24 protein-coding genes are annotated in these 24,443 nt (G+C 52.9%); 8 read left to right on the top strand and 16 right to left on the bottom strand.

Annotated elements, in window-relative coordinates; all coding sequences use genetic code 11:
* Window positions 1-53: 53 nt before the first annotated feature.
* Genes K1X45_RS12240 through K1X45_RS12230 form a run of 3 tightly spaced genes read right to left on the bottom strand, consistent with a single transcriptional unit; the run spans window position 54 to window position 3,580 of the window.
* A complete protein-coding gene (locus K1X45_RS12240) occupies window positions 54-956 on the bottom strand; it encodes an ABC transporter permease (protein ID WP_028233467.1) in 903 nt (300 codons plus the stop codon).
* Window positions 953-1,894 carry an ABC transporter permease gene (locus tag K1X45_RS12235; protein ID WP_220158972.1) on the bottom strand — a complete coding sequence of 314 codons (942 nt, stop codon included), beginning with the start codon at window positions 1,892-1,894 and terminating at the stop codon, window positions 953-955. The genes K1X45_RS12240 and K1X45_RS12235 overlap by 4 nt, the downstream gene beginning before the upstream one ends.
* A 60-nt stretch (window positions 1,895-1,954) precedes the next feature.
* Complete coding sequence (locus K1X45_RS12230; protein ID WP_220158971.1) at window positions 1,955-3,580, bottom strand: amidohydrolase; 1,626 nt, start codon at window positions 3,578-3,580, stop codon at window positions 1,955-1,957.
* A gap of 946 nt (window positions 3,581-4,526) precedes the next feature.
* Between K1X45_RS12230 and ccoN the strand changes: the two genes are divergently transcribed.
* From ccoN to ccoS, 8 genes are all read left to right on the top strand, one after another.
* Window positions 4,527-6,164, top strand: coding sequence for a cytochrome-c oxidase, cbb3-type subunit I (ccoN, locus tag K1X45_RS12225; protein ID WP_022710270.1), 1,638 nt, complete (start codon window positions 4,527-4,529; stop codon window positions 6,162-6,164).
* A gap of 14 nt (window positions 6,165-6,178) precedes the next feature.
* Window positions 6,179-6,910 carry a cytochrome-c oxidase, cbb3-type subunit II gene (ccoO, locus tag K1X45_RS12220; protein ID WP_022710271.1) on the top strand — a complete coding sequence of 244 codons (732 nt, stop codon included), beginning with the start codon at window positions 6,179-6,181 and terminating at the stop codon, window positions 6,908-6,910.
* An 11-nt stretch (window positions 6,911-6,921) separates the two neighbouring features.
* Window positions 6,922-7,080, top strand: a complete 159-nt coding sequence (locus K1X45_RS12215; protein WP_022710272.1) for a CcoQ/FixQ family Cbb3-type cytochrome c oxidase assembly chaperone — start codon at window positions 6,922-6,924, stop codon at window positions 7,078-7,080.
* The gene (gene ccoP / locus K1X45_RS12210; protein ID WP_022710273.1) at window positions 7,073-7,936 is read left to right on the top strand and encodes a cytochrome-c oxidase, cbb3-type subunit III; all 864 of its coding nucleotides are present in this window, start codon (window positions 7,073-7,075) and stop codon (window positions 7,934-7,936) included. Before K1X45_RS12215 ends, ccoP begins: the two co-directional genes overlap by 8 nt.
* 341 nt (window positions 7,937-8,277) lie before the next feature.
* Complete coding sequence (gene ccoG, locus K1X45_RS12205) at window positions 8,278-9,834, top strand: cytochrome c oxidase accessory protein CcoG (protein ID WP_022710274.1); 1,557 nt, start codon at window positions 8,278-8,280, stop codon at window positions 9,832-9,834.
* Between the two features lie 15 nt (window positions 9,835-9,849).
* Window positions 9,850-10,401 carry a FixH family protein gene (locus tag K1X45_RS12200; RefSeq protein WP_220158970.1) on the top strand — a complete coding sequence of 184 codons (552 nt, stop codon included), beginning with the start codon at window positions 9,850-9,852 and terminating at the stop codon, window positions 10,399-10,401.
* Window positions 10,398-12,644, top strand: a complete 2,247-nt coding sequence (locus K1X45_RS12195) for a cation-translocating P-type ATPase (RefSeq protein ID WP_220158969.1) — start codon at window positions 10,398-10,400, stop codon at window positions 12,642-12,644. The genes K1X45_RS12200 and K1X45_RS12195 overlap by 4 nt, the downstream gene beginning before the upstream one ends.
* A 4-nt stretch (window positions 12,645-12,648) precedes the next feature.
* Window positions 12,649-12,816 carry a cbb3-type cytochrome oxidase assembly protein CcoS gene (ccoS, locus tag K1X45_RS12190; protein WP_075654168.1) on the top strand — a complete coding sequence of 56 codons (168 nt, stop codon included), beginning with the start codon at window positions 12,649-12,651 and terminating at the stop codon, window positions 12,814-12,816.
* Between the two features lie 66 nt (window positions 12,817-12,882).
* Here ccoS and phnN read toward each other — a convergent pair whose 3' ends face one another.
* From phnN to phnG, 13 genes are all read right to left on the bottom strand, one after another.
* Window positions 12,883-13,434, bottom strand: a complete 552-nt coding sequence (gene phnN / locus K1X45_RS12185; protein ID WP_255560407.1) for a phosphonate metabolism protein/1,5-bisphosphokinase (PRPP-forming) PhnN — start codon at window positions 13,432-13,434, stop codon at window positions 12,883-12,885.
* 30 nt (window positions 13,435-13,464) lie between these two features.
* Window positions 13,465-14,619 (bottom strand): alpha-D-ribose 1-methylphosphonate 5-triphosphate diphosphatase, encoded by a 1,155-nt coding sequence (locus K1X45_RS12180; protein ID WP_220158967.1) that lies wholly within the window; start codon window positions 14,617-14,619, stop codon window positions 13,465-13,467.
* Window positions 14,620-14,733: 114 nt separating this feature from the next.
* Complete coding sequence (gene phnE, locus K1X45_RS12175; protein ID WP_220158966.1) at window positions 14,734-16,101, bottom strand: phosphonate ABC transporter, permease protein PhnE; 1,368 nt, start codon at window positions 16,099-16,101, stop codon at window positions 14,734-14,736.
* A 3-nt stretch (window positions 16,102-16,104) separates the two neighbouring features.
* Complete coding sequence (phnE, locus tag K1X45_RS12170; RefSeq protein WP_116086467.1) at window positions 16,105-17,070, bottom strand: phosphonate ABC transporter, permease protein PhnE; 966 nt, start codon at window positions 17,068-17,070, stop codon at window positions 16,105-16,107.
* A gap of 68 nt (window positions 17,071-17,138) precedes the next feature.
* Entirely contained in the window at window positions 17,139-18,056 is a 918-nt protein-coding gene (gene phnD / locus K1X45_RS12165) for a phosphonate ABC transporter substrate-binding protein (protein WP_116086465.1), read from the bottom strand.
* 46 nt (window positions 18,057-18,102) lie between these two features.
* Window positions 18,103-18,957 carry a phosphonate ABC transporter ATP-binding protein gene (phnC, locus tag K1X45_RS12160; protein WP_220158965.1) on the bottom strand — a complete coding sequence of 285 codons (855 nt, stop codon included), beginning with the start codon at window positions 18,955-18,957 and terminating at the stop codon, window positions 18,103-18,105.
* Between the two features lie 162 nt (window positions 18,958-19,119).
* Window positions 19,120-19,734: a DapH/DapD/GlmU-related protein gene (locus K1X45_RS12155; RefSeq protein ID WP_022710283.1), complete on the bottom strand. Its 615-nt coding sequence runs from the start codon at window positions 19,732-19,734 to the stop codon at window positions 19,120-19,122.
* The gene (phnL, locus tag K1X45_RS12150) at window positions 19,731-20,450 is read right to left on the bottom strand and encodes a phosphonate C-P lyase system protein PhnL (RefSeq protein WP_220158964.1); all 720 of its coding nucleotides are present in this window, start codon (window positions 20,448-20,450) and stop codon (window positions 19,731-19,733) included. The genes K1X45_RS12155 and phnL overlap by 4 nt, the downstream gene beginning before the upstream one ends.
* 2 nt (window positions 20,451-20,452) lie before the next feature.
* Window positions 20,453-21,241 carry a phosphonate C-P lyase system protein PhnK gene (phnK, locus tag K1X45_RS12145; protein ID WP_022710285.1) on the bottom strand — a complete coding sequence of 263 codons (789 nt, stop codon included), beginning with the start codon at window positions 21,239-21,241 and terminating at the stop codon, window positions 20,453-20,455.
* Window positions 21,238-22,119, bottom strand: a complete 882-nt coding sequence (locus K1X45_RS12140) for an alpha-D-ribose 1-methylphosphonate 5-phosphate C-P-lyase PhnJ (protein WP_022710286.1) — start codon at window positions 22,117-22,119, stop codon at window positions 21,238-21,240. Before K1X45_RS12140 ends, phnK begins: the two co-directional genes overlap by 4 nt.
* Window positions 22,116-23,240 (bottom strand): carbon-phosphorus lyase complex subunit PhnI, encoded by a 1,125-nt coding sequence (locus tag K1X45_RS12135; RefSeq protein ID WP_220158963.1) that lies wholly within the window; start codon window positions 23,238-23,240, stop codon window positions 22,116-22,118. Before K1X45_RS12135 ends, K1X45_RS12140 begins: the two co-directional genes overlap by 4 nt.
* Window positions 23,241-23,243: 3 nt before the next feature.
* Entirely contained in the window at window positions 23,244-23,855 is a 612-nt protein-coding gene (gene phnH / locus K1X45_RS12130) for a phosphonate C-P lyase system protein PhnH (RefSeq protein ID WP_220158962.1), read from the bottom strand.
* Window positions 23,855-24,343, bottom strand: coding sequence for a phosphonate C-P lyase system protein PhnG (gene phnG, locus K1X45_RS12125; RefSeq protein ID WP_220158961.1), 489 nt, complete (start codon window positions 24,341-24,343; stop codon window positions 23,855-23,857). Before phnG ends, phnH begins: the two co-directional genes overlap by 1 nt.
* Between the last annotated feature and the right edge of the window lie 100 nt (window positions 24,344-24,443).

Genomic DNA, 24,443 nt, shown 5'->3' with positions numbered 1-24,443 from the left:
CTCCTGATGAGGCGCCCACTGTTCTGTGCAGTGATCCGCCGCCAAAAATGATTTTATTTACGTAATTTCGGATCGAGCGCGTCACGGAGGGAATCCCCCAGCACGTTAAACGCCAGAACGATAATGAAGATCACCAGACTTGGCAAAACCGAGACATGCGGTGCGAAGAACAGGAAGTTGCGTCCTTCCGATGCCATGGCACCGAGTTCTGCTGTCGGCGGTTGCGCGCCAAGGCCGATAAAGGATAGCGCCGCACCGAGCAGGATCACCTGCCCGAAACGCAAGGTTACGAACACGAAGATCGATGACAGGCAGTTCGGCAGCACATATTTGAAAATGATGCGGCTGTCAGACATACCGAGCGAATGCGCACTTTCAATGTAATCCTGCTGGAGCACCACAATCGCACCGCCGCGCACCACACGTGCCATCAAAGGCACCGTCGCAATTGACAGCGCAATGATAACGGCTGTGAGACCCGGACCAAAGATTGCGGCAATTGCCAAGCCGAACAAAATGGCCGGAAAGGACAGCAACACATCCATGAAGCGCATCAGCACGCCGCTCCAACGGGTGTAATAAGCAGCCACAAAGCCGATAATCCCGCCGACGACACAACCGAAGAATACCGAGACAAAGCCCATGAACAGCGTGGTGCGAATGCCGTAGAGCAAACGTGTGACCATGCCGCGCCCCTGCCCGTCGGTGCCGAGCAGATAACCTGCCTCACCGATCGGCTTCAGCATCATGCCGAGATTGCCGCCATAAGGGTCTTCCGGTGCCAGCCACGGGGCGAACAGACCGCAAAACAAGGTCAGTGCCACGAGGGTCAAAGCAATCACCGAGCCGGTGTCGGACAGCAGCATGCGCAATACGCTGACACGCTTGAAAGCAATTTCCTGCTCTGCCGGTTGCGCTGCATCCGCAACATTTGTTTTTGCAAGACTGGTCATCATGCACCTCTCACACGCGGATCGAGCACAGCGTAGAGAATATCAACGCCCAGATTGACGAGAATAAAGCCGAGAGACATCACGATAATCGTGCCCTGCGCCATTGGCAGATCGCTGGACAAAATCGCGCCAACCGCCAGACGGCCAATGCCCGGCCATGAGAACACAGTCTCAACCACCACAGCGCCACCGAGCAAAAAGCCGATCTGCAAGCCGATCAGTGTCACCACCGGCACCAGCGCATTGCGCAGCGCATGACGGGTGACAACCTTACGCTCTTTCAGACCTTTAGCGCGTGCAGTACGGATATGATCCGCACCCAGCACATCCAGTACCGATGTACGGGTCATACGGGCAACGGGGCCGACAAACACACCGCCTAGCGTGATCGCAGGCAGAATGATGCTGGTGAAGCCTTCCCATGTCCATAACGGTCCGAGACGACCGGTAAATGGCAGGATCGGATATTTAAAGCCGAACAGCCAGACCAAAACCAGACCGAGAAAGAACACAGGGATAGACACACCGGCAACAGACACCGCCATGATCGAGCGATCCAGCAATGAGCCGCGATAATAAGCACCAACTGTGCCGAGCAGAATGCCCAGAGGAATTGCCCAGATCAGGGAGGCAACCATCAGCTCCAGTGTCGGGCCGATAGTGGCGCTGAGTTCCTGCGAGACCGGCACATTATTGATGATGGAAACGCCGAGATCGCCCTGCATCAGGCGGCCGATATAATAGAAGAACTGTTTCCACAAAGGCTGATCGAGACCGAGATCACGGCGGATAGCCTCAACCAGTTCCTGTGTCGCGGTGGGTCCTGCACGCACCTGTGCCGGATCAGTCGGCACCACCTGCATCAGCAAAAAGCCGAGTAGCAGCACACCGAACATGACCGGTAAAGCGAGAAGCAGACGTTGTAACGTGTGCCGAAGCATGAAATTGCCTTTCTCTGGCTGTCGGTTCAAGGCGCGCTAACGCGCCCCGAACCTGAACAGTTACACCTGCCGCTCGAAAACGACTTTGCCGTCAAGCACGGTCATATCGCAGACCACATCGCTGCGGATTTCTTCCACGTCACAGGTGAAAATATCCTTCGACAGCACCGCAACATCTGCCGCCATGCCCGCTACCAGACGTCCGATGTCCTGCTCCGCAAACTGCGTATAGGCACCGAAATGCGTGTAAGCGTGGATCGCCTCTTCCCGTGTCAGGCACTGGTCACCGCCGATCACCGAACCGACCTTGGTCTTGCGGGTGACGAGCGTATAGATATTCTGGAACGGATTGGTGGAAGTGACCGGCGCATCGGAAGACGCTGCCGGATGCAAACCGGCATCCATCCATTTACGCATCGGATAGGATTCATGGGCACGCTTTTCGCCCAGATTGGCAACATACAAATCACCAAATTCATAGATGAACATCGGCTGCGGCACCGGATCAATACCGGCTTTGGCCATACGCTCAATCTGCCCGTCGCTCAGGAAGCCGCAATGTTCAATACGGTGACGACGGGTTTTAATCGGATGTTCCGCACTGTCGGCATTTTCAATACCGGACAGCACCTGTTCAATTGCCGCATCGCCAATCGCATGAATGGCCAGCTGATAGCCAAGCTCATGATAATGCTTGAGGGACTTGTGCATTTCCGCATCGGAATAGCAGAAAATACCAAAATTATTCGGATCGCCTGCCACATAAGGCTCACTCATAGCGGCCGTCAGGCCACCGGCGCTGCCATCCGAGAACACTTTCATCGCGCCATAGCGCAGATTTCCTGTCCGGCGCTTGGCACGGAAACCCTGTGCATGCGCCTGATCGCCGATACCGTCATGATTGCCATAGATGCAGACCCATGTGCGGATTGGCAACTCACCGGCGGAAGCCAGTTCTTCATAGGCATGAAGCTCTTCCATACCATAGCCCATGCCGACAGCGGCATCCATCACAGAGGTGAAACCCTGAGAGAGCATGAAACCGGCTGCACGGGTAATCGCGGCTTTCAACTCATCACGGCTCAGCGGCGGGATTTTATCCGTAACCACACGCATACCGGATTCCGCGAGCAGGCCGGACAATTTACCATTGCGCTTTTCAATCAGACCACCGGACGGACTTGGCGTGTCATGGGTAATATTTGCCAGACGCATGGCTGCGCTGTTGGCGATACCAACGTGACCGCATGTACGGGTGATATAAACCGGATGATCGGGCGCAATCGCATCCAGTTCCTCAATGGTCGGATGGCGCTGTTCATTCAGTTCAAAATGATCATAGCCGCCGCCACGGATCCATTCACCCGCCGGTTTCACAGCCACTTCCTGCGCAATACGTTTGAAGATCTCTTCGAGACTGCGCACGCCTGATTCAGGGCGCAGATTGATCTCGTTCATACCTATGCCAAGCATAAGAAGATGCATATGGGCATCATTGAGCCCCGGCACCGCAACACGTCCGCCCAGATCAACACGTCGTGTCTTTTCACCGGTCAGTGCTTCAATCTCAGCTGTAGTACCGGTTGCCAGAACCTTACCGTCAGCAATTGCAAGCGCCTCAACAAAACCTTCATTCAGGCCGCAAAAAATCCGCCCGCCCGCAAGGACGAGATCTGCATATTCCATACTCTGTCTATCTCCCAGCACCCTGCCTTCAAGGAAGACAAGACATAATTCAGCGAGCCCTACCGATATGAAGATCGGGAAGGTTAATGATTGAGCTGAGGAAAAGCCTCACTCATACGAGATCCGGTGGCTTTTTTATTCCCCTGTACTGTTCGGCTACTCCCGGGCTTTTGACCGGTCAGTCCGTCAGCAGTTATTTTTGTTTGTTAAGAACATGCTTGCAAAAAACTGGTACCAAAGCAAGAGCCCGCGCCGCAAATGTTGACAATTTACCAGACGAAAATTGCATAAATTGATAGCAATTTTGCATAATGAAAAACATCGGCAACGTAACCATCAATGCCAAATTGGTACTGTTTTCTGCGATTTTACCTGCACAAACAGCTCTGTAGAGATGAGAATCATTCCAGACTGGAGTGATCCGAGCCCCTGCTGTACTTTACAGTACCGTTAAAACCGGCACCTGAACGGCCACCGGCACCGCCTCAGCGACAATCAGCCCCACCCTGCGCAGCAAGACGCAACGCACCTGTTCCGGCTGAATTTTCAAAGCTTAAACGACTATTCCCCGATCCGGTTCAGAACTGAAAAATCTAAATAATTTCCTACATTTATTTCAGAAATTTCTGTAAATACAGCAATAAAGATATAAGAATTTATCAGGCAACTCTATGATATTTATAGAAAATTCTACATATCACATTGTCATAATTAAATTATTTCGCAAACAACAAAACCCGAAGCCATTATCTCCGTCAATATGCTGCGAATTGGCCGAAAATCACGCAAAAAACGCTTCATTTATACATACCCTGTCACCAGCCGTACTTGATTTAAATCAATGACTAAATTTTTCCGTCGCATATAATACCCGCTATATTGCTCGAATTGCAGGCATTTCTGTAATTTGCGGGCAGGATAAGTTGCGCGCGCGAGGGGATTTTTCATGAATTACGCTGCGGGAATTGTAATCTCCGGGCTCGGTGCTTTTTTAGCACTGCTGGCCGCGGGGTTTACGCATGATCCATTATTCAGAAGCCATATGTGGGTTCTGTTTTTCACACTTGTGATTTTTACAGTCTTACTGCTGCGTAATGCAGATTACAGTCTGAAGCCTGTGAAGGAAGATCAGTCCGTTTATATGGACGGTCCGATCCGTTACGGTGTCATTGCCACAGTATTCTGGGGTGTTATCGGCTTCCTCGTTGGTGTTTTCATTGCTGCGCAGCTTGCATTCCCTGATTTGAATCTGGGACCATGGCTAAATTTTGGCCGTGTCCGCCCTCTTCACACATCAGCTGTTATTTTTGCCTTCTGCGGTAACGCCCTGATCGCCACTTCTTTCTATGTGGTGCAGCGTACCTGCCGTGCGCGCCTTTTCGGCGGCGATCTGGCATGGTTCGTTTTCTGGGGCTACAACCTGTTCATCGTCATGGCAGGCACCGGCTATCTGCTCGGCATCACCCAGTCGCGTGAATATGCTGAACCGGAATGGTATGTCGATCTCTGGCTGACCATTGTCTGGGTTGTTTATCTCGTGATCTTCATGGGCACGCTGATGAAGCGTAAAGAACCGCACATTTATGTGGCCAACTGGTTCTACCTCTCCTTCATCATCACCATTGCCATGCTGCATGTGATCAACAATCTGGCAATTCCTGTCTCTTTCCTCGGTGTGAAGAGCTATTCGGCTTTCTCCGGCGTACAGGATGCGGTGACCCAGTGGTGGTACGGCCATAATGCCGTGGCCTTCTTCCTGACCGTGCCGTTCCTCGCGATGATGTACTATTTCGTGCCTAAACAGGTCAATCGTCCGGTCTATTCCTACCGTCTGTCGATTGTGCACTTCTGGTCGATCATCTTCCTCTATATCTGGGCCGGTCCTCACCACCTGCATTATACAGCGCTGCCTGACTGGGCGCAGACACTCGGCATGGTCTTCTCCATCGTTCTGTGGATGCCGTCCTGGGGTGGTATGATCAACGGTCTGATGACGCTTTCCGGCGCATGGGATAAAATCCGTACTGATCCGGTTGTCCGCCTGATGGTTGCTGCTATTGCCTTCTACGGTATGGCGACCTTCGAAGGCCCGCTGATGTCGGTTAAAGCTGTTAACTCGCTGTCGCACTATACAGACTGGACCATCGGTCACGTTCATGCGGGTGCGCTCGGCTGGAATGGTATGATCACTTTTGCGGCTGTGTACTTCCTTGTACCGCGTCTGTGGAACCGTGAGCGTCTCTATTCCGTACGCATGGTCAACTGGCACTTCTGGCTGGCTACACTTGGTATCGTGCTCTATGCCGCTTCCATGTGGGTTGCCGGTATCCAGCAGGGTCTGATGTGGCGCGAATATGACGATCAGGGCTTCCTGGTTTACTCCTTCGCCGAAACAGTACTCGCAATGTTCCCTTACTATGTCATCCGTACACTTGGCGGCACGATGTATCTGGCGGGCGGACTTGTGATGGCATGGAACGTCTACAAGACCATCAAGGGTGATTTGAGAGAGGAGGCCGCAATTCCGGGCTCGACACCAATCTCAGACACCAATACCGGCCCGTATTTGAAACCGGCAGAATAAGGAGCAGGTGAGTTATGTCTATTCTCAAAAAACACTCGCTGATTGAAAAAAACGCTACTTTACTGCTGATCGGTTCGCTGGTTGTGGTCACTGTCGGCGGTATCGTGGAAATTGCCCCGCTGTTTTACCTGCAAAATACCATTGAGAAAGTAGAGGGCATGCGCCCCTACTCTCCTCTGGAGCTAGCAGGCCGTGACATTTATATCCGCGAAGGCTGCTATACCTGCCATTCGCAGATGATCCGTCCGTTCCGCGATGAAGTGGAGCGCTACGGCCATTACAGCCTTGCAGCTGAAAGCATGTATGACCATTCGTTCCAGTGGGGCTCGAAACGTACAGGACCTGATCTTGCCCGTGTCGGCGGCCGCTACTCGAATGAATGGCATGTTCAGCATCTGATTGAGCCGCGCGATGTGGTGCCTGAATCGGTTATGCCGAGCTATGCATTCCTGATGAACACGCCGCTGAATATGTCCGGCATTACCGGCAATCTGAAAGCCAATATTGCTGTCGGCGTGCCTTATAATCAGGAAATGGTCGACAATGCATTGGCGGATATGAAGGCGCAGGCTGATCCGGAAGCCGATACGGAGGCTCTGCTTGCCCGCTACCCTAAAGCCAAGACCGGCGATTTCGATGGTAATCCGAAGGTTGTCAGCGAAATGGATGCGCTTGTTGCCTATCTGCAGATGCTGGGTACTCTGGTTGATTTCTCAACTTACGACCAGTCACCGAAGTCGCGTTAAGGAGGTTCATCATGGATTATACGACCATGCGCCACTTTGCCGACAGCTGGGGGCTGTTAGGCATGTTCCTCTTCTTCCTCTTTGTTGTCTTCTTCGCCTTCCGTCCAGGCAGCAAACAGGCTGCCGATGCTGCGAAAGCCATTCCGTTCAAGGACGAAAACAATGACTGATAAGCAAATTGACGATGTAACAGGCGTTGAAACAACCGGCCACGAATGGGACGGCATCAAGGAACTTGATAATCCGATGCCACGCTGGTGGCTCTATGCCTATTATGCCACCATTGTCTGGGCGATTGCCTATACCGTTGCCTATCCGGCATGGCCGCTCATCAACGGCGCCACATCCGGTCTTCTGGAATGGTCGAGCCGTGGTGATTTCTGGAAAGAAAACACCAAAATTCAGGGTGAACGTCAGGATATTCTGGCAGCTATTAAAGAAAAATCCGTTCAGGAAATTATAGCTGATCCGCAGCTTAACCAGTTTGCAATTGCAGGTGGTGCAGCGGCATTCCGTGTGAACTGTGTTCAGTGTCACGGTTCCGGTGCGCAGGGCGCGCCAGGCTATCCGAACCTGAACGATGATGACTGGTTGTGGGGCGGTTCTATTGATGAAATCCTGCAGACTGTACGCCACGGCGTGCGCTCCAAGGATGACGAAGAAACACGCATCTCCGAAATGCCTGCCTATGGCGACATTCTTGAGCCACAACAGATCCGTGATGTGGCGGCCTATGTCACCAGCCTGACATCGACACCGCATGATGCAAGCCTTATACCCGCAGGCAAACAGGTTTTTGCTGAAAACTGCGCGGCCTGTCATGGCGAAAATGCCAAGGGCAACAAGGAATTCGGTGCGCCAAATCTGACCGATGCGATCTGGTTCTACGGTTCCGGTGAAGCGGAAATTGCCAAACAGGTGAGAAATCCCAAGCATGGTGTAATGCCTGCATGGGAAGGCCGTCTGGGCGACACAACTGTGAAACAGCTGGCTATCTATGTCCACTCTCTGGGTGGCGGTGAGTAAAAACGCCCTGTTTCAAGTCATGGCCGGCCGGTGTAAAATATTGGTGTAAAATATTCCGGCCGGTGCTCAAAAAATCAGCAAGCCCCGCAGATATAATCTGAAAAACGGGGCTCTGATGAAACCTTAGAAACTCAGCGCGGATTTCTGTACCGATAACCGGAACCCGCTCTGAGTGATTTGAGTGCAGTTTTATAAAACCATTTCAGTTTTCAGACTGCCCTTAAGCATTCCGCGCTCAAATGCCCTCAATGAGCGCAGTGTTAATGCGATGAAATAAAGAATCTAGAGCAAGCGCCATACTCCAATCTGAACGCAAACAGCTCTAGCCCCCGGAGTGTACCATGTCAGATGTTGGTGAATTTGAACGTATCGATGCGCAGGCGGTGAATTCGTCTGAGAAACGCGGCTCTCTGTATGCCGCGCGTGTCAAGGTTTTCCCGAAACGAGCGAGTGGTGATTTCCGCCGTTTCAAGTGGATTATCATGTTCATCACACTCGGCATTTACTATCTCACGCCTTGGCTGCGCTGGGATCGCGGGCCTTACGCCCCTGATCAGGCGGTGCTGATTGATATTGCACATCGCCGTTTCTACTTCTTCTTCATCGAAATCTGGCCGCAGGAATTCTACTATGTAGCCGGTATGCTGATTATGGCCGGTATCGGCCTGTTTCTTGTCACCAGTGTCGCGGGACGCGCATGGTGCGGCTATACCTGCCCGCAAACCGTATGGGTTGATCTGTTTCTGGTTGTTGAGCGCGCCGTTGAAGGCGACCGCAATGCCCGTATCAAACTCGACAAATCCCCGATGACGGCCAATAAGCTTGTAAAACGCGTCACCAAACATACAATCTGGCTGGCTATTGCCGTTATGACCGGCGGTGCATGGATTTTCTATTTCGCAGACGCACCAACACTGCTGATGGAATTTGTGACCGGTCAGGCCGCTATGGTCGCCTATATCACCGTCGCTATTCTGACCGCCACCACCTATGTTTTCGGCGGGCTGATGCGTGAGCAGGTCTGTACCTATATGTGTCCTTGGCCGCGTATTCAGGCAGCCATGCTTGATGAAAACTCACTCACAGTGACCTATAATGACTGGCGCGGTGAGCCACGCACCCGTAATTCCAAAAAAGCCATTGCTGCCGGTGAGAGTGTCGGCGATTGCGTGGATTGTAATGCCTGTGTGGCCGTCTGCCCGATGGGTATTGATATCCGCGACGGTCAGCAGCTGGAATGTATCACCTGTGCGCTGTGTATTGATGCCTGTAACTCGGTTATGGACAAAATCGGCAAGCCGCGCGGCCTGATCTCCTATTCCACGCTGTCTGACTATGATGCCAATATGGCGCTGGCGACCAATAACGGCACAACACCGATTGAGCCGACACGGATTTATGAAGCTAAAAACACCTTTAATGACAAGGTGCAGCAGCTGAAAATGTCCAAGATTTTCCGCCCGCGCAGCCTGTTCTATTTCTCGATCTGGGCACTGATCGGTGTGGCACTGATTACAACTTTGCTGATGCGCGAACGGATCGGCATCAATGTTCTGCAGGATCGTAACCCGCAATATGTGTTGCTGTCCGATGGCTCTATTCGTAACGGCTATACGGTCAAATTGCTGAACATGGTCAATGAACCACGCCAGTTTGAGCTGATTATTGACGGCCTGTCACAAGCAGAAGTGCATGTGGCCGATCAGGCAACAGACGGTTCCGGCCGCCATATTTTCAACGCCGAACCGGATCGTCTGAAAACCCTGAAAGTGTTCGTTGTCCTGCCTAAGACCGCAGTTCCTCCGGGCAGCACACCATTCACCATGACAGTCCGTGATGTTAACGGAACCGAGTCAGCAACCTATAAAGCCACTTTCATTGCCCCTGAAAAGCGCTGATAACGGAGAAACGTGATGATCAAGCAAAATACGTCTTCCCCTGCCCCTCAGGGACGCGAATTTACCGGCTGGCATATGCTTGCGATTATGATCGCTTTCTTCGGGGTGATTATTATCGTGAATGTTATCATGGCCACATCAGCAATCCGCAGCTGGTCCGGCCTTGTTGTTCAGAACTCCTATGTTGCCAGTCAGGAATTTAATGAAAAATCCCAGCTCGGCAAAGAACATGCCGCGCTCAACTGGAAACAAAATCTGGATTATAAAGACGGTATTGTCAGCTATAGCCTGACCGATGCCAATGGCGCGCCGGTTAAAGCGCTTGGTGCAACGGCTGTTTTCCGCAGGCCGGTGAATGAAAAAGAAGACCAGATCCTGAACCTGATGCCTGCAGGCAATAATATTCTGACCGCAGAAGCTGATCTGAAAGACGGAAACTGGGTGGTTGAAATCAATACCTATGCCGGACTTGATCTGCCTTACCGTCAGGTCAACCGTGTGAATATTGCCGGTGGTAAATTCACCATCACCGCAGACAACCAGCCGGCACAAGGATCAGCACAATGAGTTGCTGTGGTTCCGGCATTCAGTTTTCTGCTGCGGATTATCGTCCGGAAGAATTACTGCTGGCGAGCCGCACACTCGGCGATGGTCAGCGTCAGCTTGACCTGTCTGTTCCCTCAGTTCATTGCGGCTTGTGCATTCAGACTGTTGAAACTGCGCTGAATGCTTTGCCTGAAATCAGTTATGCGCGTGTTAATCTTTCATCCAAACGGGTATCTGTCCGCTGGAAAGACGGGATTGAACCGCCGCATGTGATTGATGCTTTGCAGAGAGCCGGTTACCCCGCCCATATTTTTGAGCTGGGTGATGATAAAGATCCGCAGCTTTCCCGCCTGCTGATCGCGCTCGCTGTGGCCGGTTTTGCCTCGATGAATATTATGTTGTTTTCCGTATCGGTCTGGTCCGGTGCGGATGCTGCAACGCGTGATATGTTCCATTGGCTTTCCGGCCTGATTGCGCTGCCGACTTTGGTTTATTCTGGACGTATTTTCTATATGTCTGCATGGAATGCGCTGAAACACGGCCGCAGCAATATGGATGTGCCGATTTCGCTGGCGATCACCCTTGCTTTTGTAATGAGTGTTTATGAAACGCTCAATTCCGGCCAGCATGCTTATTTTGATGCCTCGGCCACATTGCTGTTTTTCCTGCTGATCGGCCGCACGCTGGATCATGTTATGCGCGAACGTGCACGCTCTGCTGTGAAAGGCTTAAGCCAGCTGGCCGCACGCGGTGCCGTGGTGATCGGCGATGATAATCAGCACAGTTTCATGCCAATTGCAGATATCCGCCCGTCTATGCGCATTATTCTGGCCGTTGGTGAGCGCGTGCCTGTCGATGCGATCGTTGAGAGCGGCCGTTCTGATCTCGACTGTTCCATTGCGACCGGTGAAAGTGTGCCGGTTCCGGTGACGCAAGGGTCAAAAATCCGTGCCGGTACCATGAACCTGACCGCGCCGCTGACGATTAAAGCCACCGCTTCCGCTGATAGTTCTTTCCTCGCGGAAATGGTGCGTCTGATGGATGCCGCAGAAGGTGGCCGCGCCCGTTACCGCCAACTCGCAGACCGTGCTTCCGCGCTTTATGTGCCGCTTGTTCACACCACCGCATTTCTGGCTTTTGTCGTCTGGCTTTATCTGAGCGGCGACTGGTACAAATCCACCTATGTCGCGATCACTACGCTGATTATCACCTGTCCGTGCGCTTTGGCTCTGGCTGTGCCGATTGTGCAGGTTGTGGCCGCACGTCGCCTGTTTGAAAACGGCATCATGGTCAAAGACGGCTCCGCGATGGAACGCATGGCTGAGATTGACAGTGTGATGTTTGACAAGACCGGCACGCTGACACTCGGTCAGCCGCAGCTCATGGAGCGCGGCAGTCTCGATCAGAATGCGCTGGAACTGGCCGCCGAACTGGCACTCTATTCGCGTCACCCGCTGTCGCGTGCATTGACCGCCTTCACCAATCCGGCAAAAAACATCCGTTTTGATCTGATTGAAGAGGTCAGCGGTGCGGGTATCGAAGCCCGTATGGGGCAGGATATTTATCGTCTTGGTCGCCGTGACTGGGCTGTTGAAGATGCTTCACAGGAAGCTGCCAGCACCGGCACTGAAACCGTACTAAGCCGCAATGGTATTTTGCTGGAAGCGTTCCGCTTTGAAGACAGCCCGCGTGATGATGCGGCCCGTTCTGTGCAAGCGCTGAAAGATGAAAAACTCAGCGTTGAAATTCTCTCCGGTGACAAAGAAAAAACAGTCAGCGCCCTCGCCCGTCAGCTTGGTATTGAGAAATACCGCGCAGAAATTCTGCCTGCCCATAAATCAGAATTGGTGACCGAGCGCACCAATGAAGGCCATAAAGTGCTGATGGTTGGTGACGGGCTGAATGATGCGCCTGCGCTGATGTCTGCCTATGTGTCGATGGCACCGGCAACGGCAGCGGATATTGGCCGTAATGCTGCGGATTTCGTCTTCCTGCATGACAGCCTAACCGCCGTGCCGCTGGCGGTGGCGATCTCCCGCGAAGCCGGCAAGCTGATCCGCCAAAACTTTGCATTGTCGCTGATCTATAATATTATTGCCGTACCCATTGCGCTGTTCGGCTATGTCACGCCGCTGATTGCAGCGCTTTCCATGTCGCTGTCTTCGATCCTCGTGGTCAGCAACGCCCTTCGCTTGAAGGCAGGTAAAAAACAAGGCCAGAAAACAGCCTCTCCTTTAAGCCTGCTGAAGCGACAAAAGGCCTGAGATTATGAATATATTGATTTTCCTCATACCCATTGCCCTGTTTTTGGGCGGCATGTGGCTCGCAGCATTTTTATGGTCACTGAAAAGCGGGCAATATGAGGATATGGACGGAGCCGCCAACCGGATTTTCCTGCCGGATGACGATGATAAACCAGCACCGGAAAAACCATAAAAATCAGGGCAGTTTCGTTTTCCCGAAACTGCCCTGAATTGTTTTCAGAATGTGATTAGCACAGGTTCAGCCGCGGCAGGTATTCAACTGGCTGGTAAAAGCCTCACCCGCCAAGGCCACATCACCGGAATTATCAATCACCCAGACCGGCACATCACCGGCTTCAACCGGCTCCTGACGCTGCAAACGCAGCGCAATGGATTCCGGTGTTTCGCGCCCGCGTGAAGCTAGGCGTTGCGCCAGCACTTCCGGAGTTGCGGTAATATGGGCAATCGCCACACGCGGGAAACGCGCTGCCAGTTGCGGCAGAACTTTGCGCGAGAGATTGGCAATCACCACACCGCCATTTTCAATCACCTTCTCCACCGAGGCAGGCAGACCATAATAGAGGCCATGTGCCTGCCAGTGCATGCAGAATTCTGACCGCTCAACCGCTTCCAGAAATGCCGTTTCCGTCAGTGTATCATGATCTTCCGTATTGCCATGGGCATCACGGGTCACGACGCGGCGCACAAAATGATAGCTGCCATCCTGCGGCAAATGCGTGCGTGCATAGTCGATGATTGTGTCTTTGCCCGCACCGCTCGGCCCCACAACGGCAACAAAAATACCGGTCATTTCACTCATTCCGTCATTTACAAGCACAGCTTACAGCACGCGCTGCCCTTCCCGCCACACTGAGCGTACCACCGGTATCGCATTCTGCATATGAACGCGAACCATATCAGCCCGTTTGCCCGATGCAAGTGTTCCGCGGTCTGTAAAACCGACAGCTTTGGCGGGATTGCGGGTAACGAGATTGATCGCCTGCGGCAACGTATAGCCATCAACCAGCTGCGGCAGTGTATAAACCGCCTGCACAAGGCTGAAAGGAATATAATCGGACGACAGAATATCGAGATGACCGGCTGAAGCCAGATCACGCGCCGAGACATTGCCCGAATGGGATGAACCGCGCACGATATTCGGTGCGCCCATCAGTACAGCCATACCGGCTTCTTTCGAGGCTTTGGCTGCTTCCAGTGTTGTCGGGAATTCTGCCACATGAATACCCTGCTCAATCGCTTCATCCACATGGGCAAGTGTCGCATCATCATGGCTGGCAAGCGAAATGCCCTTCGCCTGACAACGGGCAGCAATTTCTTTACGGAAACGATCGGAATTGGCGGCAGATTCTGCCAGACGACGGTCACAATAAGCCTCGAACTCCGTCTGTGTCATTTTCTGTTTGCCCATATAATAGGTCTTATAGGCTTCGAGGCTGGCGAACTGACGTTGCCCCGGTGCATGATCCATCAGCGAGGCAATTTTCACCTGAGGGTTATGCTCAAATAATTCAAACGCATCGAGGCAATTCGGGGAAGATACTTCGCAGCGCAGATGCAAATAATGGTCGGCGCGCAAACGCCCGTTGTTCTGACCATCAGCAATCGCATCAGCAAGAAGCACCATGTCGTCAGAATTAATGTCGATATCACCATCCATACCAACGCGCAGGGCATCAAATACTGTGGTGATACCGGAAGCCGCAATCTGCGCATCATGCGCCATCAGTGCCGCATCGGCATTCCAGCGCACTTTCGGGCGTGGCGCATAATGCTGTTCAAGATGGTCGGTATGCAGTTCCACAACACCCGGCATCAGATAATCGCCACCGAAATCTTCACCGCTAATGCCATTGCCAGAGCTGATATCAGCGATTTTTCCGTCACGAATCTGGATCGTGCCGGTGATAACTTCATCCTCGAGGATGATGCGGGCATTTTTAAAAACGATATCGGAAGGGCGCGTGTCGCGTGTCATCGGAATTTTCCTGCTAACCAAAACTGTCCTGCATGATCGCTGTGATCATGCAGGACAGCTGTGGCCTACAGGAGTTTTGTGACAATCAGACAACGCTGATTTGAAGTTTTTGTCTCATTTCTGTGAGACGCGGCGATCACCGGTCAAACGTGAACGCAGCGCATTGGAAATGGCATCAAATACAAACACCACAATCAGAATGAGGATCACCATATAGGCAACGTTTGCCCAATTGGAGTTGGTGCGCATGGCTTCCCAAAGTTTCAGACCGATACCACCGGCACCAACCGCACCGATAATTGTTGCCGAACGGGTATTGGACTCCCAGAAATACAGCATCTGACTGAGGAATACCGGCATTACCTGCGGAATAACACCGTAGCGCTGCACATTCGCCGGTGATGCACCAACCGATTTCACACCTTCACGCTGTTTATCGTCGATATTTTCCAGCGTTTCCGAATAGAGTTTACCCAGCGTACCGGTATCGGTGAAGAAGATCGCCGAGATACCAGCCAGTGGTCCCGGTCCGAAAGCACGGGTGAAGAACAGCGCCCAGATAAACATATCAACTGAGCGCAGGAAGTCGAACAGGCGCTTGGTAATCTGATTGGCAAAGAAGTTCGGCGTAATATTACGCGCGGCGATGAAAGCCAGCGGCAGCGCGAGCATACCGGCAAACAGCGTACCGACAAAAGCCATGACAATCGTCTGCAACATCTTGATCCAGACATCGCCATGCTGCCATTCCGCATTATTCCAGATATTGTCAAAAGCCAGCGACAGATTGGACATTTCCGGTTTGATACGCTCACCGGAGACGATCAGCGAGGCGACCTCACCAGCTGATTTGCCCCAGAATGGCGAATTGGTATCGAATACAAAGTTCGGCCAGCCGAAGAAACGGCGATTAACGGTGATGCGCTCCGGCATGATACGAACCGAACCGGAGAAGCCGAAATCGACCTGCACTTCATCATTTTTCAGCACTGCCCATGACGGCAGCGGCTTATCATCAACAGGTCGGGCAGCATCAGCATCAATGCGCACATTCAGCACTTCGCCGCTATGCTCCACGACAACCGTATTGCCGCTGAGATGCAGCGCTTCAGAGCTGCCGAAAGTCACACTGATACGGCCATTGGCCTGCTGCACCCAATCCGGATCAGGATTTTTACCCAGCACCGAAAAGCGCGGATAGGTTACTTTTGCTTCATCACCATTCAAACCAGTGTTTAGGCGAATAGTCGGGCGCACTTCATAGGAATACCACTGACGGGCAGTAATTCCGGCACGATCCCACTGACCTTCCGACAGCACTGTACCAATGGCAAAGAACCACCAGCTATAAGCCATATAGAGCACAATGCCCAAACCGATCAGCGGCAATGTATAGCGCTTGGAAAACGGGCGGCGAAAGACCTGCGGATAGCGGTTTTCGTAATCAGTAATCTGAGCGGCGTTTAAAGTCAAAGCTGTCATTTTTTACGCTCCGAACTGAAAGGCCTGAGCGCCGACAAGACGGCCGCGCAGCCATGCAGAGGTCTGATCCACCGCAATGATTGTAACGAGCAGCAGAAACACAATCGCCAGTGTTTTTGCCTGATGGCCATGACCGATCGACAGGCGCAATGCCTCACCGATACCGCCGCCGCCAACCGCACCAATAATGGTGGATGCACGGACATTAATCTCGAAACGCAGGAAGGCGTAGGACATGAAGTTCGGCATGACTTGCGGCACAATGCCGAAGCCGACACGCTCAAACCAGTTGGCACCGACGGCACGCAGACCTTCCTCGGCCTTCATATCGGCATTCTCAACCACTTCGAAAAACAGCTTACCCAGCGCACCGATCGTATGAATACCAACCGCAAAAATCGCAGGAATTGGCCCCAGCGATAGAATGGCAGCAAAGAAACCGGCAATCACGATTTCAGGGAAAGCACGCAGGATTTCCATATAACGGCGCACGAAGAAACGCAGCGCACGGCTGGTTGTCAGGTTTTTAGCGGCAAGGAAGCACAGGATGAAACCAAAGAAAAAGCCGATCAAAGTTGCCATCATGGCAATATTGAGCGTCTCCAGCATCTTGTAGAAATATTCAGGAATATAGAAACCGCTGCCGAACAGATAGACGCGGCCTGCCTCATAATCATATTTCTGGCTACCGTCAAAATAAGGTGACGGCAGATCAAACAGAGCCCGCCATACTTCCCAGCCGTCACGCGGCACCATATCACCGACGAAATCGAAGAAATGCGGCAGACGCTCCCAGAATTTACCGGCATTGCTTTCATTGGCGAACCACAAAGATGCGGAAAGTGCCAGCAACAAACCACCGATAATCAGCAGTGTATAGGTACGGCGTCGGGAGGACAGCTCCCGCCAGTGCTGCTCAACCAAAGCGGCTTCACCGGACAGGGATGGCTTAGAAACAGTATGGGTCATCGGGCCCGCCTAAAAAGGATACAAAAATGCGGCCAGCATCATTCTTTGACACTGGCCGCAACTTAATCTTACTGACCGATCTGCGACTTACGTGCGTCGATAACCGGCTGGTAGAAATCTTTGTTCACTTCGATATAGGATTTGAAATCACCGCCCATGATAGCAGCGAAGCATTCAGGGTCATTCTTTGGCATATCCATCATAAAGGCTTTGAACTTGGCCTTCATGTCAGCATCAATCGCTGTGCGGATAACAACAGGGCCATTCGGGATCAGCGGAGATTTCCAGACTTCATTGAAGTCTTTCATATCGACCAGACCCTTATCAACCATCTTGCGCAGGTTGCCGGAAGAGTAACCTTCGTCGAAGCTGCCAACACCTGAACCCCAGGTCGTACCAGCATCAAACTTGCCGTCTTTAACGGCGAGAACCAGATTTTCATGGCCGCCGCCAAAACCGGTTTCACCAAAATAATCTTTAACTGTCGCGCCATCGAGGTCTTTTGGCAGCGAAGTTACCGGAATGAGATAACCGGAAGTGGAATCCGGATCAGCAAAACCAAGCTTCTTGCCTTTCATATCGGCAATTGTCTTGATGCCACTGTCTTTGCGGGCAACCATGATCGAATAATAACCGGTCGAACCGTCAGTCTGTTCGGTTGTGAGGATCGGCTCAACGGCATCTTCTTTGGTCAGATAGATTTTGGCAAAGCCGGACGCACCAAGCTCTGCATAATCCAATGTGCCGCCGAGCAGACCCTGAATAACGCCATCATAATCAGCAGCAGGGAACAGCTTGACTTCCTTAACGCCGATTGCCTTTGGCAGATTGTCAGCAATACACTGGTAATTGCGCAGACGGTCAGCTTCGTTTTCGCCGCCGATAATACCAACGCGGAACACTTCAGGCTTATCTGCCTGCGCTGCGGTTGCGGTTGCCACTGCGGACAGCGCAACGGCGCCGAGCAAAAGCTTCTTGAAGGTCATGAACCATTCTCCTGTTAAACGATTATCGTTTGGTTTTGGATGAGTGTTACTGTGCGTCTGCAACGAGCTTTGCGACCTGTCGTGCCACTTGCGGGCTGACCGGAGCTTCCGGTGCAGGCTGCTCCAGAGCGGTTGAAGTCACCGCTTCCGAGAAGCTTTCATCATCGGCCTCAGCACCATAAATGCGGCGCGCTGCCAGTTGTGTGAGCTCGGCCGGTGTTCCGTCGAATACAACGCGTCCGCCCTGCATACCGATGATCCGGTCGCAATAGGTGCGTGCGGTATCCAGCGTGTGAAGATTGGTGATAACCGTCAGGCCTTCGCGCTTATTGATGTCGCGCAGCGCACTCATCACCACCTGCGCATTGCGCGGATCCAGCGAGGCAATCGGTTCATCTGCGAGAATAACCTTCGGGTTCTGCATCAGCGCACGGGCAATCGCCACACGCTGCTGCTGACCACCGGAAAGTGTACCCGCCGGTTGCAAAGCAGTTTTGACAATATCCAGACGCTCAATATTGGCGATAGCCTGCGCACGCTCCTCGCGGGAAAAAATACCCATCAGGCTCTTCACAGTGGAACGCTGATTAAGACGCCCAAGCAGCACATTGGTCAGCACATCGAGGCGCGGTACCAGATTGAACTGCTGGAAAATCATTGCACAATCGCTGCGCCAGCGGCGCAGCTCGGAACCGCGCAGACGCGACACGTCCTGATCTTTGAAAACGATAGAACCGTCCGATGTATCAATCAGACGATTAATCATACGCAACAAAGTGGATTTACCGGCACCGGATGCGCCAATGATACCCACCATCTGGCCCTGCGGAATTTCCAGATTAACATCTGCAACCGCAGTATTGCCGCCAAAACGACGGGTTACATTTTCAAGCTTCAGCATCAGCGCCCTCTATCAATTTCCCTGCGAAATTAGGCGCGTGATATGAAATGAAAATGTAAGTTAGATTACACTTCCATGAAAGTTCTGAATCAGATTTTTGACAAAAAAGCCGCCGGAAATTCCGGCGGCTCTGTTCTGCAATTGGATTCAGCAGTTTGGCTATCAGCCGCCGTGCTTTTCAAGAAAAGCTTCAATTTCAAGCTTGCGGAAATCATCCAATGCATCACGCAGGCGCTGATGATCCCAGTCCCACCATGCCAGAGCTTCCAGACGCTCAACAATCGCATCTGAAAAACGCTGACGAATGAGTTTGGCAGGTACGCCGCCGACAATCGTATAAGGCGCGACATCTTTGGAAACGACCGCACCGGAACCGATGACCGCACCATTACCGATTTTAACACCAGGCAGAACGGTTACACCATGCCCCAGCCATGTATCATGACCAATGGTCACTTCATGGGCGCGACGCCATTCAAAGAAATCTGCTTCCTGTTCGGCATCCGGCCAGTAATCATTGGCACGATAGGTGAAGTGATGCAGGGTTGCGCGCCACATTGGGTGGTTGGTGGCATTGATACGCACCGAAGCGGCAATATTGGCAAATTTACCGATCTTGGCACACCAGACCATACCGTCGCGCTCAATATAGGAATAGTCACCCATTTCCGTTTCAGAAATACGACAACGGGTACCAATTTCCGTATAGCGGCCGAATGTGCTGTCGGAAATTTCCGTATCCGGATGGATAAACGGCTGTTCTGACAATCTGGTCATGCATCTGCTCCCTGACGCACATAACCCGGAGCAAACTCGGTCACGTCGATGATGCGGTCGGCCACGGCTTCACGCACATCTTCATCGTGGAAAATACCGAGCATCGCCACGCCTTCTATTTTTTTGCGACGGATCAATTCCATAACAACTTCACGGTTTTTGGCATCGAGCGAAGCAGTTGGTTCATCGAGCAACAACACTGGATGATCAGTGATGAAACCACGAGCAATATTCACACGCTGCTGCTCACCACCGGAGAACGTGGCTGGCGGCAGATCCCACAGACGCTGCGGCAGGTTGAGCATGGCCAGCAATTCACGCGCTTTATCCTGTGCCTGCTCACGGTCAACACCACGGGCAAATAACGGATCAGCCACCACATTCAATGCGCTGACACGCGGCACAGTGCGCAAAAACTGGCTGACATAACCAATCGTATCGCGGCGCACAGCCATAACCGTGCGCGGATCAGCCGAAGCAATATCAATCTGTTTGCCGTGATGGCGCAGAATGATCTGGCCTTCGTCCACGGCGTAATTACCATAGACCATTTTCAGGATAGAGCTTTTACCGGCACCGGACGGGCCGCCAAGCACAGCACATTCACCGGCTTTCAGAGCAAAGAAAACATTATTCACCACCGGCAATTTAACGCCGCCCTGCAAATGCATGGTGAAGCTCTTTGCCACTTCCGAAACAATAAGGGGCATAGTCATGATTAAACCTGCAAAATCGAGGAAACGAGCAGCTGCGTATAAGGTGCCTGCGGATCATCCAGCACGCGGTCAGTCAGACCGGCTTCGATAATATGGCCGTCTTTCATCACCATCATGCGATGCGACAACAGACGTGCCACCGCCAGATCGTGGGTCACAACAATCGCAGCCAGACCAAGATCGGCCACCAGACCGCGCAACAGATCAAGCAAACGTGCTTGCACGGATACGTCCAGACCACCGGTCGGCTCATCCATGAAAATCAGACGCGGTGCGGTCACCAGATTGCGGGCGATCTGCAAGCGTTGACGCATACCGCCGGAGAATGCACGCGGCTGGTCGTCAATACGGTCGGCAGAGATTTCCACACGACCAAGCCAGTCGGTCGCCGTTTCACGGATTTTACCATAATGGCGGTCACCGACAGCCATCAGACGCTCGCCGACATTGGCGCCGGCAGAAACAGTCATACGCAAACCATCAGAAGGGTTCTGATGCACAAAGCCCCAGTCGGTACGCATCAGAAACCGGCGCTCGGCCTCACTCATCCGGTACAGATCGCGGAACTGGCCGTCACGCATCCGGTATTCCACAGCGCCGACAGAAGGCTGCAAGCGTGTGGCAAGACAATTGAGCAGTGTCGTCTTACCGGAGCCGCTCTCGCCGACAATCGCCAGCACTTCACCCGGATACAGTTCAAAGGACACATTGCTGCAACCAAGGCGGTTGCCATAAAATTTCGACAGTCCGTTTACACGCAACAAAGGCGTATCATGATTTATATCGCTCATTGGGCTGCCTCCAGACTTGCAGCGGAGAGATGGCCAACGTGACCATCGGCCTGTCGTGTTTCGCAATAATCGGTATCGGAGCAGACAAACATGCTGCCGCCCTTGTCATCCAGCACCACCTCGTCGAGATAGACGCCCTTGGCACCGCACATGGCGCAAGGCTGGGCAAATTTCTGCACCTCAAACGGATGATCTTCGAAATCGAGGCTAACCACTTTGGTGTAAGGTGGCAGAGCGTAAATACGCTTCTCGCGTCCTGCACCAAACAGCTGCAAAGCCGGTGACATATGCATTTTCGGATTGTCGAATTTCGGCGTCGGTGAAGGATCCATCACATAACGGTCCTCGACTTTCACCGGATAGGCATAGGTCGTGGCGATATGGCCGTGGCGGGCAATATCCTCATAGAGTTTGACATGCATCAGGCCGTATTCTTCCAGCGCATGCATTTTGCGCGTTTCGGTCTCGCGCGGTTCCAGAAAGCGCAGCGGCTCAGGGATCGGCACCTGATAGACGAGGATCTGGCCTTCTTTGAGCGGCGCTTCCGGAATACGGTGACGGGTCTGGATGATCGTTGCATCTTCCGTGCGGGTCGTCACTTTGACCTGTGCGGTCTTTTCAAAGAAGGCACGGATCGACACGGCATTGGTGGTATCATCCGCACCCTGATCGATCACTTTCAGCGTGTCGTCAGCGCCCAAAACCGCAGCAGTCACCTGCACACCACCGGTACCCCAGCCATAAGGCATCGGCATTTCGCGGCTTGCAAAAGGCACCTGATAACCCGGCACCGCAATGGCTTTAAGCAATGCACGGCGGATCATCCGCTTGGTCTGCTCATCAAGATAAGCAAAATTATACTGCATCAGAACGCTCATTCTGCGGCTTCCTTCTGTGCTTCTTTCTGGGCATCATTAGCAGCATTGTGGCTGGCATATTCGGCACGCATACGGCGGATAAGGTCAAGTTCAGCCTGAAAATCCACATAATGCGGCAGTTTGAGATGCTCGACAAAACCGGTCGACTGCACATTGTCGGAGTGGGAAATCACAAATTCCTCATCCTGTGCCGGTGCGGTAATGTCTTCTTCAAATTCTACGGTGCGCAGTGCACGGTCACAGAGTGACATCGACATCGCCTTGCGCTCGCTCTGACCAAAAACCAGACCATAACCACGGGTAAACTGCGGCGGACGGGTTGCAGAACCGGCAAACTGGTTGACCATCTGACATTCGGTGACCTGTATACTGCCCAGTGATACCAGACCGCCGAGTTCCGGCACATCCAGTTCAACTTCAACTTCACCGATGCGGATTTCCCCCACGAAAGGATGCGTACGGCCATAACCGCGCTGTGTGGAATAGCCCAGCGCCAGCAGGAAGCCTTCATCGCCACGTGCCAAAGCCTGCAAACGCAGATCGCGCTCCATCGGGAATGTCCACGGCTCGCGGGTCAGATCGCCCGGCACATGACCTTCCGGCATTTCGCCATCCGGCTCAATCATGCCATTGGCACCGAGAATATCAGTCACACGCGGCATGTCTTCGCGGACTGTCTCATCATCACGCTGCACACCTTGTGCCACCGGATGATCGCCAGCCATTTCAGGATCAAGCAGGCGATGGGTGTAATCAAAAGTCGGGCCCAGAAGCTGGCCGCCCGGCAGGTCTTTAAAGGTTGCGGAAATGCGGCGCTCGGTCAGCATCTGCGCTGTATCAAGCGGCTCGGAATAGCCGAAACGTGGCAGAGTTGTGCGATAGGCACGCACCAGAAAAATCGCTTCAATCAGATCGCCGCGCGACTGACGGATTGCCAGCGCTGCCAGCTCACGATCATAAAGCGCACCCTCGGCCATGGCACGGTCAACGGCCAGACCCAGCTGCTCCACAATCTGTTCCAGCTGCAATGCCGGCACTGAGCGGTCACCACGGCGGCGGTCACCCAGCAACTGATGTGCATTCTGAATAGCGGCTTCACCGCCTTTAACTGCAACATACATGGTTCAATTTCCGTTTTTTATGAGTTTGGTACTGCGCGGCAGTGCGGCAACAGTTTTTGGCGCTGCAAAAACCAGATCCACACCACGCGGGAACAAGGCCGTATTGGCCGCCCATTGTTCATTGAAACGTACCGGTAAAGCACTTGGTGCAAAGTCACGGACATGCTCAATGCCAGGCCCCTGAAGCTGCAAAGTCTGCGCACCTGCAAAGCCCTCGATCGCCATAACGATAGTGGCTGAGCGATCAGGATATTCTGATGTGCCTTTGGCAAAAACATCCAGCGGCGGCATCTGAGTAACATCGCTGACCAGTGCAAAATTCGCCTCACCAATTTCGGAAACCAGCTCAAAGCCAGTCTGGAATGCGAGCCATTCACGCACAGCGCTACTTGCAGCCAAACGACTGTCGAGCCAAACCTTGGTATCATGGTCAAACAATGCCTGCGCAATAGCACCGAGTTCCGGTGTCAGCGGCAATGGCGGTTGCGTCTCCGCCGTCAGCGGCTGGATGGTGCCCGGATTGGCCAGCGCATCCATCAACGCGCGGAAACAGGTCTGCGCATCATAAACGGCGTCAGTGAAACCACCTTCAAAAGCCTGATTATCAAAAGCCATTAGTCGTCTCCCCGAACCATGGTGAAGAAGTCCACTTTCGTTGCCGCAGCTTCACGGCGACGCTGTGTGGCACGCGCGTCAAGACGCTGTGCAATTTTCTGCAACAGATCACGCTCAACGATCCCGCGGCTCTGCGGCGCCTGCCACAAAGCATCGGCAATCGCTGCCAGACGCGCTTTTTCATGATCGCGACCCAGCGCATAGGAGTGACCAACCAGCCCTTCCGAGGAAGCGCCAGAAGACACGCGCACTGTTGCACGGGTCACAGTCGTTTCGCCCAGATTGAACGGTGCTCCGCCGCCACCGATACGGCCGCGCACCATCACCAGTCCGGTTTCAGGGCCGCGCAGTACATCAACCTGTGGCTGCTCTGATTGATTGCTCCAGAAGGAAGCCAGCTCCTTCAATTCTGCCTTTGCCAGCAAAGCGGCAACCTTGCGCCGTTCGCCTTGCAGCTTTTCGGGTAAATTCTCGGTTTCATTCTTCATTTGACACACCGCTCTAAATTGTCTATTTATCTATACAACTAGACATTAATTATTGTCTTAAACACTCTTAGTGACAAGCACATGACAATCAGCGGGGCTG

Origin of the sequence: Pseudochrobactrum sp. Wa41.01b-1 (assembly GCF_019464455.1) — a bacterium.
In the GTDB taxonomy this organism is placed as follows: Bacteria; Pseudomonadota; Alphaproteobacteria; order Rhizobiales; family Rhizobiaceae; genus Pseudochrobactrum; species Pseudochrobactrum saccharolyticum.
Note: the sequence above shows the minus strand (reverse complement) of the source record. Positions and strands in the feature narration are given on the sequence as shown.